Source organism: Erysipelotrichaceae bacterium 66202529, assembly GCA_017161075.1.
GTDB lineage: Bacteria > Bacillota_I > Bacilli_A > Erysipelotrichales > Erysipelotrichaceae > Clostridium_AQ.
Genome location: CP046174.1, coordinates 2,659,092 through 2,675,649, shown reverse-complemented (window position 1 = coordinate 2,675,649; position 16,558 = coordinate 2,659,092). Strand labels below are relative to the sequence as shown.

Sequence of the window (16,558 nt, the reverse complement as noted above, 5' to 3'; positions counted from 1 at the left end):
TATAGTATAATAGGTATGTGGGAATGACATGGAGGAAGAAATTATGAGGAAACGATTTTTTTCAGCAGGTTTGCTGACGGCACTGTTGCTTATAGGATGTTCATCGAAGCCGGTTTTAAAGGCGAAGGAAATAGAGGTGAGTGTACATAAGGAGCTTGATCTGTCTGCGTCCTGCTTTTTTGATTCAGCCGGAAAATCAGATAAGGTGACGGTGAAAAGCGGTAATCTGGATATTCAGAAGCTGGGTACCTATGCAATTACGATAGCGTATGAAAAGGAAACATATGATGTGAAGGTCAAGGTGGTTGATAAGGAAAAGCCTGTTTTGAAGTGGAAGAAGGATAAGCTGATTTTTAAGGTAGGAACAGATGCGGATAAGGTAAATTACGCAATACGTGAGAATGCTGTTATCACAGATAATTATGATAAGAGCTTTCAGGATTTGCCTGATATGAAGAATCTTCCAAAGACGGAGAAGGAAATCATCTATGATGTTCAGGTCAAAGATAGCAGCGGAAATGTTTCAGATAAAAGTACGTTGATTTTGCAGTTTACAAGCGATGGGAAGAAAAAGGAGAATCTGAAGCAGGAGAGGACTTCTGTAAGTATTACCGTGGAGGAGAATGCGGCAAAGTCTGAAGAAAAGAAAACAAAGACTGCATCGAAAAAGGATACAAAGAAGAAGGATGACAAGAGCAGTGACAGTGCTGCTTCAAATAAGGAAGGAAAGGCTACGGAGTCAAAGGTGGAAGAGACTGCAAAGAATAACGATTCATCAGCGCCTTCGAAGCAGGAAAACAGCAATAGTCAGAGCAGTGCAGAGAAAAAGCCAAAGCCGGATGCTAATTCAGGAGGTTCATCCGGGAATACGGCAGAGCCAGAACCGGTGTATCCTCCGGAAGAAAAATTACCAGTAATGACTGTGGATAATTTTCCATCCAATTTACTTGGAAATAGCGGAAGAGCTTTTGCAACATATGATGAAGCCTATGCATGGGCGAATGAGCAGGTGAAAACGGAAGGTAGCCCTTGGTACGGATATTATATGGAAATCGGGCAGCCATTCGATGGAAATTATGCAAATGCAGGAGACGGTTCAACTCCTTGGACAGTAGAATTTTTTAAATAATGAGTAGATGAAAAGCTAGATTTCTAGCTTTTTTTTAACTAGGAGGAAGGAATGAGAAAGAAACTATATATATTGATTATGATTATTTTTTGTATTTATACATTTTATCCAATACTAGCTCCAATATGTATTGAAGCAAGTGAATTATCAACAAAGGACTTTACCCCAAAAAGTAGTAAAGAAAAGGTTGTTGGATTTACAAAAATAGGTTCATGGAATAATGGTAATTTTTTTGAAACGATTACTTATGAATTAGTAGGCTTTGATGATGATACAATGACCATGAAATACAGATTTCGTTATTACATCACCCATAAGGGTGGTTCAGGCTCTTATATTTATCAAAAGGTTCCGGTCGGTGTCTTTCTTGATAACAAGAAAATAGCAACCTTTTCCAGTTGGATTGATAAGCATATCTCGAATAAAACGCAGCTGTGCGGGGAGAAAACAGTAACGATCAAATCCGGTACTCATGTTGTTGAATTGCGAGATATTAAAGATGGTGCAATTACAGTTGTGAATGTTACTAAATCAGTGCATATTCCGATTCCCTCCTATACAGTTCGTTTTCTTGATCAGGATGGAACGGTATTGAAAACACAGACGGTGGAACGCTATAAGGATGCAGAAGCTCCACCCGTATCAGATAAGACGGGGAAGACCTTTACCGGCTGGGACAAGCCTTTTCATTATGTACGAGAAGATCTTGTCATTACCGCACAATATGCGACTAACACTTATTCCGTGAATTTTATTGACTGGAACGGCAACGTTTTAAAATCCCAAAGTGTTAAGCATGGAGAATCTGCTTCACCACCGCCATCACCATCCAGAGAAGGCCATACCTTTCAAGGCTGGATAGGGGACTATACGAATGTGACAGGAAACAGGACGATAACGGCATCGTATAAAATCCTCACATTCACGATAACGTTTGACTCTAATGGCGGTACACCAGTATCCTCTCAGGTTATCACCTACGGGGATAAGGCCGGTTATCCTGCTGAACCAGTGAAGAAAAAAAATAAATTCATGGGATGGTTTACAGCCTCTGGTACGAAATACGACTTTCAGCAGCCGGTGAAAAGCTCCATGACTCTTTATGCACACTGGGATGAGGAACCGGTGATAACAACAAAGGATATACATATCTTTGAGGATTTGTATACTGAACAGGAATGGAAAAAGGTACGTCTGGAACAGGTGAAAGCAATGGATAAGGAGGATGGTGATATCAGTGATCGCCTTACTGTTCTCAATGATACCACGAATCTGCACAAGCAGGGGCAATACAGCATCACCTATCAGGTAAAAGACAATGCCGGAAATACTGTGTCAAAGGAGGGCAGGGTTTTTGTTTTGGATAAGCGCCCGGAGGAAGACCGTATGCGAAAATATATCCGCTCAATTTCCGGCAGCTATATGCAGACACTTCATGCGGACAGCCTCTGGAGAGCGACAGATAAATTTGAGCGATTGACACAGACACTGCAGAAAAACGCAGCGCAGGCAAAGCATACATGGAGACTAAAGGCAGAGGATATAGCGAAAATACGCGCATTCAATGCCAGTCATGGCTATTCTCAGCAGGCGAACAGGCAGTTTCTGGAAGAATTTTCATATCTTAGGAGGTGAGTATGAAATCCGTTATAAAATACAGTGTGTTACTGGTCTGCTTCTCAATAGCGGTTCTTATGATGATGGATATCAACTCCATATCTCAGCGTAAAAACGAGATGGAGGATTCTGTTGAAATCAGTATGCGTAATACCTTGAAGGCGATAGGGATTCATCAGATGTATCCAGTCGATGCAGAGGCTATGGAGGCAGAGCTGGTGCGTGAATTTGCATCCAATGTAAATACGGATACAGATTATACGCTGCATATTCTGGATGCCAGCAGTGACGGCTTACTGGATGTGTCCCTTACTGCCGCTTTTACGCATATGAATGGTGTGGCGGATGAGCGTACACTCAGAAAAACGATGATTATAGAAGCGTATGAGCTTCCCTGATCATAAACAGGTTATGTCTTCCTGAGAAAAAGCGGGCACAGAGATGTGCTTTTTTTATGGCAGAACCATAGAAAGGATGAAAAAATGGAAAATGCACCTAAAATTGCAGTACTTGTCGTACTGGCACTCGTTGTTGGAAGTATCTTTATAGCTACAAGCAAGGAATACTCAAAAAGTGTTTCTGATAAAACCGTAGAACAGACAAACAATCTGTTTAACTCAACAGGAGCAGGAAGCTGATATGTCCTTTGATTTTGGTGTTTTACAGCCCTATGTGAAGGATGCCATGATTACAGATATCGACAGCAATGGCAGAAGTGTGTATGTGACCCATGTGCTTAAGGGAAAAAGTAGGGTTGCGCAGCTGGAAGACGGTTACCTGGAACAGCTCTTAAACAGACTGTGCAATGCGGGGGCAATCAATGATCAGTTTAATTATGAGCATCCTAAACTGGATGGAGAAATTGACGGCTTGCGTATTCATGCAACACATCAATCCTTCTCCACATCCGGCTTTACCCTGAGCATCCGTAAAAATCCGGTAGAGCTTGTAATTACACAGAAATCAGCGAAAAAGACGAAATATTGCAGCTCTACTGTATTTGACTTTTTGCAGGCCTGCGTATCAGCAAGGATGAGTGTGATCTTTGGAGGTGAAGTAGGAACCGGAAAAACACAGCTAATGAAAACGATGCTGAGTATGTGCGATGAGCATGCAAGCATTGTATTGCTCAGTGATATCGATGAAATGCGCATGCTGGAGCTGTATCCGCAGCGAAACATCCGACAGTATATTGTGAATGATGTCATGTCTTACACAGACACTACGGCGTGTATTCTGCGTGATAATGCAGATTATGTATGCTTTCAGGAGGTGCGTGATGAAGCAGTGGATGATCTGTTTCTTGTTTTAAGCAGCTCTGCCCGTGTAACGGCAACACTGCATTTGAAGGATGCTTTGTTAATGCCGCAGCGTATGATACAGCTCTCACAGAATAAAAATGATCAGCATCTGCTGTCCACGATTCATGACTATATCCAGGTGTGTATTACGCCCTGCAGAGTTATGAAAAACGGTAGATTGAAGCGTTTTATCGGGCAAATTGCTCTGTTTTGGAATGACGAAAACAGAATACCGCAGAAATGCCTGCTGTATGAACAAAGAGAGGAACAGGTCTATCGATATGCAATGCCCGATTATTTTAAAGCATATTTTGAGAATCAGCGTATAGCGCTGGATTGGAGGGAAGGGATTGAAAACCTATAGTGTGACAAAGAGACCTTTGATCAATACATACGGCTGCACGTATTCCAGAAAGGATCTGCTGCTGACAATTGGCGGCTCCTGTCTGTGTGTGGGCGCAATCTGTTATATGCAGAAGCTGCAGGCATTGTATACCGGTGTTGTTGTTGCGACCCTGCTGCTTCTGCTTCCGGCAGTGATATCTTCCTATTTTGTCTATCAGAGTGAAAAGCGAAAATTTGAAGAATACTGCCGTTATTTTGAAGGTATGCGCATGTATTTTAAGGTATACGGAAAGCTGAATACTGCTTTAAAGGAAACCTGTAGTATGTTTGATGAAGCTTCAGCGATGGCTGCCTGTATCCAGCATGCAGTCTTAGAAATAGAAGAAAGCGGAGATTATGAAAAAGCCCTTGGATACATTGAAGAATCCTATGAAAACACCTATTTGAAAAGACTGCATTCCTTATTGATAACCGGTGAAAAGCAGGGCGGGGATTCCGTCTATTACAATCTGGATCTGATTGATTACGACAGCTGGAAAAACAGTATGCTGCTGTTTCAGAAAAAGAAGAAATCGGCAAAATATATGTTTTATCTTATGACGGTTCTTTCCTTTGGAATCAGTATCTACTCGGTGCTGGCTTATCAGGATGCACAGTTACAGACCGGTATCATAGAAAATGCACAGTATCAGCTTTTCACATTTCTTGAGCTTGAAATACTGATGCTCTTGTTTCTCATAGTCTATATGTCTTTGGTTAATAAGAAATGGTTGAGGAGGGATGAATAATGGAACAGGTAATACAATGGATGTCACATGATACGACAAGATATGATTATCTGATCTCCCAAAAGGAACAGAACCGCTATCCGCTCATACGAATGGGGCTGATACTGCTTTTGGGAATAACAGGTATCCTTATGGCAAAGCTGAGTGAAACAACATGGCTTATCACAATCGTATGTGCGCTTTGCTTCTCCTATGCCGGGTATAAGCTGCCATGGCTCTGGCTGAAGCTGAAGCATAATCAGCGATGCACACAAATAACAGATGCCGTAATCATATGGGTCAATACGATTTACTCACTGATCGGAGAAAACAATATATACAATGCAATCACGATCTCCTATGAATCCACACCGGAGATTTTAAAGAAGGATCTGGAGGAGTTCATCCAGCAGATTACACTGGATCATGCGGATAAGGATGCCTATCTGCACTTTTTATCAGGCTATGACATTGACGGCTTTCAGGATATTATGATGAAGCTGTATGAATACCGCGGTCTTTCAAAAGAAAAGCTGAAATATGAAATTGCCGCACTGACAAAGGCACTGTCAAAAATCGAAAAGAATAAGCGTGAGCGACGCTACCGCAATGAATTGTTTATGGCTGACACATTGACGATGATTATGATGAGTATTCCCTGCATGTATATGTTTTTCGTATCCCTGATTTTATCCCAGCTGATTATGAGCTGATGGAAACTGTTCAGGAAACGGCTGTAGAAGTCGTAGTGATGCTGATCTGTGCAGGCGGTCTGCTTTCCGTGTTCTACCATCTGTTTATGTCCATGCAGCTGCTGGGAGTATAGTATGGATATAGCAGTAAAGGAAAGCATTGAGCTGATTATAGAGCTCTTTTGTGCATCAGCAGTTCTTGCATTGTTGTCATTTGCGATGTATGCAGGTGTCATCACAAGGCTTTTGGAAAGGCTGTTCTAATGGAAAATGCTGTTAGAATCAGTACGCCGGTATGGATTACCCTGCTCATCGTTGCGGTGGTGTTTTCCGTATTTGGCGGATGGCAGTTCAGTGCAAAGGCCTATATGGAAAAGGAAAGTGGGCAAATGGAGAATACACAGCTGCATATCAATCAAAATCTGCTGGAGCATTCCTTTCCGCAAATCATCGCACAGAATCAGCGAATTCAGCAGGGAATGAGCTTTGATATCAGAACGCAAGTCAGGGCGATTGATCATCAGGATGGGGATATCAGTGAAAAACTGGAATTTTACGGAAGTGTGAACACACAAGAGAAGGGTGTGTATACCATACGCTGTGTGGTTCGCAATTCGCTGGGAATGAAAAGCGTGAAGCACATTCAAATTCTGGTAGATTGAGGAGGTATTATGAAAATAAGTATTACAAGTGCATTATCTATGATTTTTTTAACATTTGTCTGTGTGCTGTTTATCAATGTGATGTCGGCACAGATGCAGATTGCCAAGCTGAATGATTTTCATTATGGAATCGTTCATGAGCTGGAGAGCAGTGATTTTTCTCCTGCGGTAATCGATCAGGTAACACATTCTGCTGCCTATGATGTACGTGTGGAAAATCGAGGTGTCAAGGATGATTTGCGCATATATCAGGTCATTACGTCAGGCAGTGTCCGTATGCCGGTATTCCATTATGATAAAATCTATGTGAAGGAAAGCAGCGCACGTTGAGAAAGTTGTTATAAATAAGGAAAAGCTCCGTAAGATATGATACAATATAGACATAGTCTTAAAGGAGGAGTTTTTTAATGAAAACGTATATTGGTGTAGATTTAGGCGGTACGAATGTTCGTGTGGCAAAGGTTGATGAAGCTGGTGCGATCCTGCAGATTGTAAAGGAGCCTACGGAAATCGGTAAGGGCGTGGAGCAGGTCGTCAGCAAAATCATTTCCATGATCGAGCGCATTGACGGCTATCAGGAGGTTACCGGTATCGGAATGGGAGTACCGGGTCCTGTGGATACCAAAAACGGGAAAATGATTCTGGCTACGAATCTGCCTGGTTTTGAGGGCTATCCGATTGCTTCCAGAATCGAGGAGCATTTCCATGTGCCGACATTCCTGGATAATGATGTGAATGTTGCCGGTATGGGAGAGGCCTTGCAGGGTGCCGGAAAGGGAAAGGATATTGTTTATTATGTGACGATTTCCACCGGAATCGGCGGTGCACTGGTCGTTAACCAGAAGGTGATTGCAGGCAGAAACGGACATGCTGGAGAAATTGCCAATCTGATCATTGACAGAAGCCGTGAAAAGGTAAATTATCTAAATGTCGGTGCTGTTGAAAATGAAGCCAGCGGAACAGCGATCACACGCAAGGGAAAGGCTGCTTTTGGTGAGGATGCAATACAGCATGCCGGAGATGTGTTCGATTTGGCACGCAAGGGAAATGCCAAGGCTCTTGAAATATGTGATGAAATGGCCTATGATCTTGCGGTTATGTTCTCCCAGATTGCACACGTTGTTGATCCGGAGGTCTTTGTTATCGGCGGCGGTGTTATGAAGGGGAAGGATGTGTTCTTCGATAAGATGGAAAACTATTTCCGCAATATGATCCATAAGGGTATGCAGACGGTTGTATTTATGGAGGCAGAGCTGGACGAGCCGGGAATCGTTGGTGCTGCCATGCTGCCGATGGCATACGTAAAGGAGTAGCAGTATGGATGCACGTTTAGAGAAGTATGCCAAACTGGCGATTCGCAAGGGTGTGAATCTGCAGGAGGGACAAACACTGATTATCAATACATCCGTAGAGGCCCGGGATATGACGCGTGCCTGTGTGGAGGAAGCATATCAGGCAGGCGCAAAAGAAGTTCTTGTATTCTATAAGGATGATTATGTATCACGCAGTCATTACCGTTATCAGGATGAGGAAACACTGAGCACGGTACGTCCGTGGCAGATTGACTGTAAGCTGGATTATATGAAGGAAGGAGCCTGTATCCTGCATATCATCAGTGATATTCCAGGTATCTTAAAGGATGTGGATGCAGCCAAAATCAGTAAGGCACGCCTTGCAATGGCAAAGGCAGGTAAAGAGCTGCAGTCCTATACCATGATGAATAAAACACAGTGGTGTATTGTCGCTGTACCAAATAAGGAATGGGCAGAGCTTGTATTCCCAGAATTTGAAGGCAGTGATGCTGCAGTGGATGAGCTGTGGGACCGCATTTTGCAGGCTGTCCATGTAGAAGAACATAATGATCCGATTCAGGAATGGAGCAGACTGCAGGAAAACTTCACACGCAGAGAAGAAATATTAAATAACCATCGTTTTGAGAAGCTGCATTTTGAAAATGAGCAGGGGACGGATTTATGGGTCACGCTTGTCCATCATCATATATGGGCAGGAGGAAGTGAAAAAACAGTTTCCGGAATTGAATTTAATCCCAATATGCCGACTGAGGAGATTTTCACCATGCCTGAGAAAACCGGAGTTCACGGGACGGTGTATGCCACAAAGCCTCTGGATTACAATGGTACACTGATTGAAAATTTCTGGTTTACCTTCCAGGATGGAAGGGTTGTGGATTTCGGTGCTGAAAAAGGGTATGATACACTATCCTCACTCGTTCACTTTGATGAGGGAAGCTGTTACCTTGGTGAGGTGGCGCTGGTGCCTTATGAATCCCCAATCAGTAAAAGTGGTATCCTGTTTCTGAATACGCTGTTTGATGAAAACGCATCCTGTCATCTTGCTCTTGGAGATGCCTATCCGATGAATGTCAGAGGTGGTGTTGATATGAGCGAGGAGGAGCTGCAGGCGGCTGGTGCTAACCACTCGATGACGCATGTGGACTTCATGTTTGGCAGTGCGGATATGAAAATCACGGGAGTTTGTGACGACGGGCGCGAGGTTTCCGTATTTGAAAAAGGTAATTTTGTATTCTAGGCCGGTATCTCCGGCCTTTTTCACATCTTTGCAGGCGCTGTTTGCATATAAAATCAGAATCTATGTGCATAGACTGCTGTATATGGAAAGAATAACTGGTGAACCTATATCTTATATGGTATAATCTAGCTGACAAAAGGAGGGAATATCTATGCCAATCGCTTTGATTGTAATTGCTGTCGTAGTAGTACTTATTCTGTTTTGGGTTATTTCAACCTATAACAAATTTGTAAAGCTGCAGAATAAAGTGGAGGAAGCCTTTTCTACGATGGATGTATATCTGAAAAAGCGCTATGATCTGATTCCGAATCTCGTTGAAACCATTAAGGGTTATGCAAAGCATGAAGCGGAAACATTGGAAAAGGTCATTCGTGCACGTAATCTTGCGGTAAACGCACAGTCACTGGATGAAAAAATAAAAACTGAGAAAAATTTTCAATCCATGCTGGGGCCTTTGTACGCCATCAGTGAGCAGTATCCGAATCTGAAAGCGGATCAGCATTTTGCCAAGCTGCAGACAGAGCTGCAGAATATTGAATCTGAAATTGCCAACGCACGAAAATACTATAATGCAGTATGTGTGAAATTCAATAATCTGGTGGAAATGTTTCCGAGCAATCTGCTTGCCGGTATGTTCCACAAGACAAAAAAACCGCTGTACGAAATCGACGATGCTGCCCAGCGTGAAAATGTTAAGGTGCAGTTTTAAAGGGATAGCGCGGCTATTCCTTTTTATGAGGGAAACGATATGAAAAAAATGAAACGATGGATCGCTGTCTGTTGTCTGTTATTTACTGCCATGCTGGTACCGGTACATGCGCAGGAGGCTTTTGTCATTGATGATATGCATGTATCCATGGAGGTGCATGAGGATGGCGGTATTGATGTTACAGAAACCTATGTATTGAATTTTACACAACCAAAGCATGGCTTTTACCGCAATATTCCGACATCCTATAGTATGGATTGGAATGTTGATGGCAAGGTGGAAAGAAAGAGCTATTACTTTCCCGTCAGTGATGTGAAATGCAGTCGTACCTGTTCCCTGGAGGGGAATGCCGATGCTGTTATTGTTAAGCTGGGAGATGCCGACAAGAGCGTTTACGGAGAGCAGAAATATGTGATATCCTATCACGTTAAAACAAAGGATTTGGATTTGAGCAATCATGCACAGGCCTTATATTGGAATCTTGCATCCAGCTTTGATACGCAGATCAGGCACTTATCCTATGATATAAAAATGCCGAAGGAATTTGATGAGGGCAATGTATTTACCTATAGCGGAGCATTTGGAGAGACGACGAGCAATCTGAGCCACGAGGTGGAGAATTTACACATCACGGGAGAAACAAGCAAAATCCTGCTTTCCAACGAAAGTGCAACGATCAAGGTGAATCTGCCAAACGGTTATTTTGTGTATCCAAAGCCGAAGGATTATTCTGTGCCTGTCAGTGCCGCATCCATTTGTTTGCTTATGGTGGCTCTGCTGCTTTTCTGGAAATACGGCCGCGATGATGAAATTATAGCAACTGTTGAATTTAAGGCGCCGGATGGTCTGGATAGTGCCGGTGTTGGCTATGTCATTGACAATATGGTTGAAAATAAGGATATCCTATCACTGATCATTGACTGGGCAAATCGCGGATTTATCAAAATCTATGATCTGAAGGACGGCTTTCAGCTGGAGAAGCTGCAGGATATGACAAAGGAGAACAGTCATGCATATGAACGTGTTTTCTTTGATTCCATTTTTATCCGGGAAACAACAGTTACGGAAGAAGGAATGAAGAATGAGGATGTGCGCAGAGGCTTGGCGAATGCGAAAAGCATGCTGCGCAGCTATTTCAACAAGGATCCAAAGAAACGCATCTTTACAAATACTTCGATTGCACTGCAGGTGCTGATGATCATTTTCATCGCACTGCCGGGGCTACTGCTTTCCTTTTTCAGTGCAAAAGCGAAATATGAAATGAATCTGTTTGCGATACCATACTGCATACCTGCTGTTATCCTTATGATATCCTGCATACCGTGGATCATCATCATGCGTAAGCGCTATGTTATGAAGCGTTCCACATTCCTGCTTGTCGTTTGTCTGATGGTCTTTATCAATGGTATTTTGATCGCGGTAAATGGCGGCTTGCAGCTGTATGTAGGCGGTCAGCTGTGGGCAGTGCTGCTTCATGCTGTCATATCTATCCTGCTGATTCTGATTATGATATTTATGGATAAACGAAGTGAGCAGGGAACGCGCTGGCTGGGGCAGATACTAGGACTAAAGGATTTCATTATAACCTGTGAAAAGGAGCGTCTGGAAATGCTCGCGCAGGATGATCCCTCTGCATTTTTCTCAATTCTTCCATATGCCTATGTATTGGGAGTCAGTGATGTATGGGTGAAGAAGTTTGAAACGATTGCGGTAACGGCACCTTCATGGTATCAGGGCTATGATTCAACAGGTGTATTTACAACGATGCTCTGGTGGAATCATTTCCATTACTGCTTTCATGATATATCAGCTGCGGCTACATACGTTCCGGCACCTAAGAGCGGATCCGGCGGTGGGAGCTTTGGCGGCGGTTTTGGCGGCGGCGGATTTTCCGGTGGAGGCTTCTCCGGCGGCGGCTTCGGCGGCGGTGGCGGCGGAAGCTGGTAGTATACGATATAAAAAACAAGTCTCTGACATAAATCTCAGGACTTGTTTTCTTTTTCTTCTGACAGGCTCTTTATAATGTATCGGAATTGATTTTACCATCCTCTAATTCCTTTACCTTTTTGTAAAAGGTAGAATATTTCAACCCGGAAATGGCAATTGCTTCCTTACTCTGCAATTCCCCCTGCTGCCATAAATATACGATTTCCTCAAAATCATCCGGCAAAGCAATCTTTGGACGGCCAAAGCGGACACCCCGCATTTTTGCTGCGCGGATACCCTCCGCCTGCCGCTGATGGATATTCATACGTTCGTTTTCCGCAACAAAGCTCAAGAGCTGCAATACGATATCTCCGATCAGCGTTCCGATTAAATCCTTTTTCTGATCAGTGTCAAGAAGGGGCATATCCAGTATTTTGATATCCACCTTCTTGTCTTTGGTTATGTACTTCCATTCCTGCAGAATTTCATTGTAATTTCTGCCGAGACGGTCAATACTCTTTACAACAAGCAAATCCCCCTGCTTCAGTTTCTTATAGACAAGCTTATGATACGCAGGCCGATTAAAATCTTTACCACTCAGTTTATCCATGTAAATATACTTCTTTTCAATTCCCATGTCCAATAATTCCAGATATTGTCTAGCTTCATTCTGATCCTGACTGGAAACTCGGACATAACCATAAGTTTTTCTCATGTACATACTCCTTTCCATGCATGTGAAAATTATACTAGACTTCAGTAGAAATGAAACTGTTAAAATTTACCAATTTGAAAGCGAAATACCAAAAATATGTAAATTATACACGTTTTTATGAAAATATCTACAAAAGTTAGAATTCAGAATACCATAAAATTTATTGTGCAAAAAGACGAAATCCATGAAATACTGAGCATTCACAATGAGCGGTAGCAGCTTATATTTGCAGCAGTTGTGTCCATCTCCTTTCGTAAACAGAATGAATTTACGATTTTACTTCGCTATTCCGGGAGAATCATTTGACATATGGACAGGAATGGTGTATAAAATAGACATACATAAAATACTGGGAAAAGGATATGAGATTTTTATTCTGATGCAGAGAGAAGGACGGCTGGTGAAAGTCCTTTGAAGGAATACTGATCTTACTCCCTTGGAGTAGCACCCGAAAGGGATTGCCGCATACCTGCGTTACGGGATTGAGTGCATATGAGATATCATATGAACAAAGGTGGTACCGCGTGTAAGACTGACGTCCTTTGGATGCAGTCTTTTTTTCATGGAGGTGACGGTATGCAACTTGAGCTTGTAAAGCTTTCTGATGCCGATGCCCTGCAGCGGTATGAAGCTGCCTGCCAAAAAGCCCACGAAACAGATATCTTGCCGTTTCGCTGTCGGTATGCGGATATGAACAGCTTTCTAAAGGCACAGATAGACTGGCATAACAGCAGACATCTGCCAAAGGGAATTGTACCCAGCAGTCTGTATGTCTGCAAGCAGGAAGGTGAAATCGTTGGAACGCTGCTGCTGCGGCATGAATTAAACCCATTTCTGAGGCAGTACATCGGGCATATCGGATATCGCGTGCATCCGCTGTATCGAAAACAGGGAATAGCGAGTGAGATGCTGCAACAGGCTGTTATTCTTGCAAAGCAGGAGTATTGTTTGCATGCGGTTATGGTCAGCTGCCGCAGTGACAATATCGCGTCAAGGAAAACGATAGAGCATGCAGGCGGTATATGGGAACGAAGGTATCAGGTACCGGAAACAAATGAGGCTTTTGATATATTCTGGATAGGAGGAAATGAAAATGATTGATATTAAAGAGCATGAGGAATTAAGCAAATTGAATCATTCCTGTGCACATATGATGGCACAGGCTGTAAAGCGTCTGTATCCACAGGCAAAATTCTGGGTAGGACCGGTTATCAGCGAGGGGTTCTATTACGATATAGACCTGGGTGATGAAGTCATTAAGGAAGAAGACCTTGCGAAAATTGAAAAAGAAATGAAAAAGATTGCCAAGGATGGCAAACGTATCGTACGCAAGGAAATTTCCAAGGATGAGGCAATGGAAATGTTTAAGGATGATCCATATAAAATGGATTTGATTCGTGATCTTGCGGATGGAACGATTACCTGTTATCAGCAGGGTGAATTTATTGACCTGTGCCGCGGCCCTCATGTAGATACTGTGAAGCAGTTAAAGAATTTCAAGCTGTTAAAGCATTCCGGTGCCTATTGGAAGGGCGATGCCAGCAATAAGATGCTGCAGAGAATTTATGGAATCTGTTTTCCTTCTGCAGAAGAGCTGGAGGAGCATCTGCACCTGCTGGAGGAAGCAAAAAAACGTGATCACAAAAAGCTGGGCAGAGAGCTGGGTCTGTTCATGATGAGTGAATATGCTCCCGGTATGCCGTTCTTTTTGCCAAATGGTATGATTATCCGTAATCTGCTGGAAAATTTCTGGTATGAGGAGCATACAAAAGAGAATTATCAGTTTATTAAAACTCCGATTATGATGAGTAAGGAATTGTGGGAAGTAAGCGGACACTGGGAAAATTATAAAGAGAATATGTATACGACCATGGTGGATGATCGTGAATTCGCGATTAAGCCAATGAACTGTCCGGGATCGCTGCTGGTGTTTAAAAACGGTCTGCATTCCTATAAGGATCTTCCATTGCGAATGGGTGAGCTGGGACAGGTACACCGTCATGAGGCAAGCGGCGCTTTGAACGGACTGTTCCGTGTTCGTACATTTACACAGGATGATGCGCATATTTTCATGCGTCCGGATCAGATTGAAGGGGAAGTCATGCGCCTGATTCAGTTTATCGACCGTGTGTATTCCGTATTTGGTTTGAGCTATCGCATTGAGCTGTCAACACGCCCGGAAAAGAAGTATATCGGGGATCTGGCAATCTGGGAGCAGAGTGAAAAAGCACTTGCGGATGCCTGCGTGCATGCCGGTAAGGAATATAAGGTAAACCCTGGGGACGGAGCATTTTACGGCCCGAAGCTGGACTTCCATATCAAGGATTCTCTGGGAAGGGAATGGCAGTGCGGTACGATCCAGCTGGATATGAATCTGCCGGAGCGCTTTGATTTAACTTATGTTGAAAAGGATGGCAGCAAGGTACGCCCGGTCATGCTGCACCGCGTAATCTTTGGTTCCATAGAACGCTTTATCGGTATCCTGATCGAGCATTTCGCCGGACATTTCCCAGTATGGCTAGCTCCGCAGCAGGTGAGCGTGGTACCGGTTCACCATGAAAAACATCTGGAATATGCAAATGAAGTAAATGAGAAGCTATTAGCATTGGGTTACCGCAGTAAGCTGGACGCAAGAAATGAGAAACTTGGATACCGTATTCGTGAAGCACAGCTTTCCAAGATTCCTTATCAGCTTGTGATCGGTGATGGAGAAATTGAAAATGGAAGCGTGACACTGCGACGCGCACAGAGTAAGGAATCCCTGACAATGCCGCTGGAGGATTTCATCGCTATGATGAACAGTGCTGTAGAGGAGAAAACACTGTCATGAAGCTGATCAAGGGTGCACTCGCTGCATTGGTGGCGGTTTCTATGACCGCCTGTAGCACACAGAGCAGTAAGCAGGAGGAACAGGAAACCAAAAAGGAAGAGCCAATCAAAATTCTTGCGCCTATGGGCGCTCCATCGTTATCCCTGCTGGGACTTTACGATAATAAAAATGTAACTATTGATACTGTGGACGGTACCGATGTCCTGCGTGCCCAGCTTGCGAAAAAGGATGGGGAATATGATGCAATTATCGCTCCGATCAATCTGGGGGCAACCCTGCTTTCCAAAGGAAAGAGTGATTACCTCATAGACTCTGTTGTTACGTGGGGCAATCTGTATATTGTTGGAACGGATGAAGCAGCCTTACAAAGCGAAGGTATATTTGCGGCGTTTGGTGAAAAAGCCGTGCCGCAGAAGGTTCTGGAAAGCAGCATGGATCTTGGCAGCATAACACCGGAAATCCGCTATTTCAATTCAGCTAATGAAGTTCAGGCGCAGCTGTTGAGCAAAAAAGCAGCGGTTGGTCTGCTGGCAGAGCCTGCAGCTACTGCAACGATTGCCAAGGCGAAGGAAAAGGGAATGGAATTAAAGGTGCTGAAGGATCTTCAACAGGAGTACAAGGATAAGAATCAGCTGGAACAAAGCGGATATCCACAGGCGGCATTGTTTATTAAAAAGGGCAGTGAAGAAAAGGTTGCAGCCTATCGGCAAGAGGCTGAGGACTTCGTGAAGAAGGCTGATGATGCAGCGATTGCCAAGGCGGTGGAAGCAGCAACGGTTGAAAAGCTTGGAATCCCAAGTGCACAGATTGCACAGAAAACCTGGGCACGCCAGAACATCCGCTATGAAAAAGCAGCAGCAGTTAAAAAGGATATCGCAGTATTCCTCAAGCAGTTTGCAATTACATTGGACGATGCCGCATATACAAAATAAAAAAAGTATCAGCAGCAGGATAAAAGCAGTGTTTCCATACCGGAAGCTGTTTCTATAACAGATAAGCTGTAGGACGCAAAATCATGGTAGTACAAGTGATTTCGCGTCCTTTGTTTCTTTGTATATCATTTCCATATCATTTGTTTGAAAAGCAGAAAAATGCCTTATCTTTTTTTATTTGCATAGGAGAAGCGTTACCAGCATACAATAAAAGGATCCCTGTATTACTGTGCGGTAAAAGCATGGAAAAAGGCAATATCGGATGCCGTAAGCGGCCATCTTAAATTTTCTCATCTTTTTTTAGCAATCCTCTTGCCAAAGTGCTAAAATTGAGTATAATAGTATGTGTTAGCAGTTGAGAACTGCGAGTGCTAAAAGACAAG

At 43.3% G+C, this 16,558-nt stretch carries 16 protein-coding genes and 1 other annotated feature; of the genes, 15 read left to right on the top strand and 1 reads right to left on the bottom strand.

All coding sequences use genetic code 11. The annotated features are described in order from the left end of the window. Window positions 1-43: 43 nt before the first annotated feature. The 12 genes from GKZ87_12755 (at window position 44) to GKZ87_12700 (ending at window position 11,719) form a co-directional block, all read left to right on the top strand. Complete coding sequence (locus GKZ87_12755) at window positions 44-1,129, top strand: hypothetical protein (protein QSI26300.1); 1,086 nt, start codon at window positions 44-46, stop codon at window positions 1,127-1,129. A 51-nt stretch (window positions 1,130-1,180) separates the two neighbouring features. After that, window positions 1,181-2,764: a DUF5011 domain-containing protein gene (locus GKZ87_12750; GenBank protein ID QSI26299.1), complete on the top strand. Its 1,584-nt coding sequence runs from the start codon at window positions 1,181-1,183 to the stop codon at window positions 2,762-2,764. Between the two features lie 2 nt (window positions 2,765-2,766). Then, window positions 2,767-3,144, top strand: coding sequence for a hypothetical protein (locus tag GKZ87_12745; GenBank protein QSI26298.1), 378 nt, complete (start codon window positions 2,767-2,769; stop codon window positions 3,142-3,144). A gap of 241 nt (window positions 3,145-3,385) precedes the next feature. Continuing rightward, the gene (locus GKZ87_12740) at window positions 3,386-4,411 is read left to right on the top strand and encodes a hypothetical protein (protein QSI26297.1); all 1,026 of its coding nucleotides are present in this window, start codon (window positions 3,386-3,388) and stop codon (window positions 4,409-4,411) included. Continuing rightward, a complete protein-coding gene (locus GKZ87_12735) occupies window positions 4,398-5,180 on the top strand; it encodes a hypothetical protein (GenBank protein ID QSI26296.1) in 783 nt (260 codons plus the stop codon). Before GKZ87_12740 ends, GKZ87_12735 begins: the two co-directional genes overlap by 14 nt. Then, complete coding sequence (locus GKZ87_12730; GenBank protein ID QSI26295.1) at window positions 5,180-5,872, top strand: hypothetical protein; 693 nt, start codon at window positions 5,180-5,182, stop codon at window positions 5,870-5,872. The genes GKZ87_12735 and GKZ87_12730 overlap by 1 nt, the downstream gene beginning before the upstream one ends. A gap of 242 nt (window positions 5,873-6,114) precedes the next feature. After that, on the top strand, window positions 6,115-6,513 hold the full coding sequence (locus GKZ87_12725) for a pesticidal protein (protein ID QSI26294.1): 399 nt from the start codon (window positions 6,115-6,117) through the stop codon (window positions 6,511-6,513). Between the two features lie 9 nt (window positions 6,514-6,522). After that, window positions 6,523-6,843 (top strand): hypothetical protein, encoded by a 321-nt coding sequence (locus tag GKZ87_12720; protein ID QSI26293.1) that lies wholly within the window; start codon window positions 6,523-6,525, stop codon window positions 6,841-6,843. A gap of 77 nt (window positions 6,844-6,920) precedes the next feature. After that, on the top strand, window positions 6,921-7,826 hold the full coding sequence (locus tag GKZ87_12715; protein ID QSI26292.1) for an ROK family protein: 906 nt from the start codon (window positions 6,921-6,923) through the stop codon (window positions 7,824-7,826). Between the two features lie 4 nt (window positions 7,827-7,830). Next, window positions 7,831-9,063, top strand: a complete 1,233-nt coding sequence (locus GKZ87_12710; GenBank protein ID QSI26291.1) for an aminopeptidase — start codon at window positions 7,831-7,833, stop codon at window positions 9,061-9,063. A gap of 157 nt (window positions 9,064-9,220) precedes the next feature. Next, window positions 9,221-9,772, top strand: coding sequence for a LemA family protein (locus GKZ87_12705; GenBank protein ID QSI27957.1), 552 nt, complete (start codon window positions 9,221-9,223; stop codon window positions 9,770-9,772). Window positions 9,773-9,811: 39 nt separating this feature from the next. Next, window positions 9,812-11,719, top strand: coding sequence for a DUF2207 domain-containing protein (locus GKZ87_12700; GenBank protein ID QSI26290.1), 1,908 nt, complete (start codon window positions 9,812-9,814; stop codon window positions 11,717-11,719). A gap of 70 nt (window positions 11,720-11,789) precedes the next feature. Here GKZ87_12700 and GKZ87_12695 read toward each other — a convergent pair whose 3' ends face one another. Then, on the bottom strand, window positions 11,790-12,413 hold the full coding sequence (locus GKZ87_12695) for a recombinase family protein (GenBank protein ID QSI26289.1): 624 nt from the start codon (window positions 12,411-12,413) through the stop codon (window positions 11,790-11,792). 342 nt (window positions 12,414-12,755) lie between these two features. Next, window positions 12,756-12,959: a binding site (T-box leader), on the top strand. 30 nt (window positions 12,960-12,989) lie between these two features. Between GKZ87_12695 and GKZ87_12690 the strand changes: the two genes are divergently transcribed. From GKZ87_12690 to GKZ87_12680, 3 genes are read left to right on the top strand one after another with little or no spacing between them, the layout of a single operon-like run. Further along, complete coding sequence (locus tag GKZ87_12690; protein QSI26288.1) at window positions 12,990-13,514, top strand: GNAT family N-acetyltransferase; 525 nt, start codon at window positions 12,990-12,992, stop codon at window positions 13,512-13,514. Then, a complete protein-coding gene (gene thrS / locus GKZ87_12685) occupies window positions 13,507-15,243 on the top strand; it encodes a threonine--tRNA ligase (GenBank protein ID QSI26287.1) in 1,737 nt (578 codons plus the stop codon). Before GKZ87_12690 ends, thrS begins: the two co-directional genes overlap by 8 nt. Beyond that, window positions 15,240-16,175 carry a hypothetical protein gene (locus tag GKZ87_12680; protein ID QSI26286.1) on the top strand — a complete coding sequence of 312 codons (936 nt, stop codon included), beginning with the start codon at window positions 15,240-15,242 and terminating at the stop codon, window positions 16,173-16,175. The genes thrS and GKZ87_12680 overlap by 4 nt, the downstream gene beginning before the upstream one ends. Window positions 16,176-16,558 lie beyond the last annotated feature (383 nt).

What these genes read in the sequence shown, in the direction of transcription:
- GKZ87_12755 (QSI26300.1), top strand. Translation starts at nt 44, where the DNA reads ATGAGGAAACGATTTTTTTCAGCAGGTTTGCTGACGGCACTGTTGCTT.
- GKZ87_12750 (QSI26299.1), top strand. Translation starts at nt 1,181, where the DNA reads ATGAGAAAGAAACTATATATATTGATTATGATTATTTTTTGTATTTAT.
- GKZ87_12745 (QSI26298.1), top strand. Translation starts at nt 2,767, where the DNA reads ATGAAATCCGTTATAAAATACAGTGTGTTACTGGTCTGCTTCTCAATA.
- GKZ87_12740 (QSI26297.1), top strand. Translation starts at nt 3,386, where the DNA reads ATGTCCTTTGATTTTGGTGTTTTACAGCCCTATGTGAAGGATGCCATG.
- GKZ87_12730 (QSI26295.1), top strand. Translation starts at nt 5,180, where the DNA reads ATGGAACAGGTAATACAATGGATGTCACATGATACGACAAGATATGAT.
- GKZ87_12725 (QSI26294.1), top strand. Translation starts at nt 6,115, where the DNA reads ATGGAAAATGCTGTTAGAATCAGTACGCCGGTATGGATTACCCTGCTC.
- GKZ87_12720 (QSI26293.1), top strand. Translation starts at nt 6,523, where the DNA reads ATGAAAATAAGTATTACAAGTGCATTATCTATGATTTTTTTAACATTT.
- GKZ87_12715 (QSI26292.1), top strand. Translation starts at nt 6,921, where the DNA reads ATGAAAACGTATATTGGTGTAGATTTAGGCGGTACGAATGTTCGTGTG.
- GKZ87_12710 (QSI26291.1), top strand. Translation starts at nt 7,831, where the DNA reads ATGGATGCACGTTTAGAGAAGTATGCCAAACTGGCGATTCGCAAGGGT.
- GKZ87_12700 (QSI26290.1), top strand. Translation starts at nt 9,812, where the DNA reads ATGAAAAAAATGAAACGATGGATCGCTGTCTGTTGTCTGTTATTTACT.
- GKZ87_12695 (QSI26289.1), bottom strand. Translation starts at nt 12,413, where the DNA reads ATGAGAAAAACTTATGGTTATGTCCGAGTTTCCAGTCAGGATCAGAAT.
- GKZ87_12690 (QSI26288.1), top strand. Translation starts at nt 12,990, where the DNA reads ATGCAACTTGAGCTTGTAAAGCTTTCTGATGCCGATGCCCTGCAGCGG.
- thrS (QSI26287.1), top strand. Translation starts at nt 13,507, where the DNA reads ATGATTGATATTAAAGAGCATGAGGAATTAAGCAAATTGAATCATTCC.
- GKZ87_12680 (QSI26286.1), top strand. Translation starts at nt 15,240, where the DNA reads ATGAAGCTGATCAAGGGTGCACTCGCTGCATTGGTGGCGGTTTCTATG.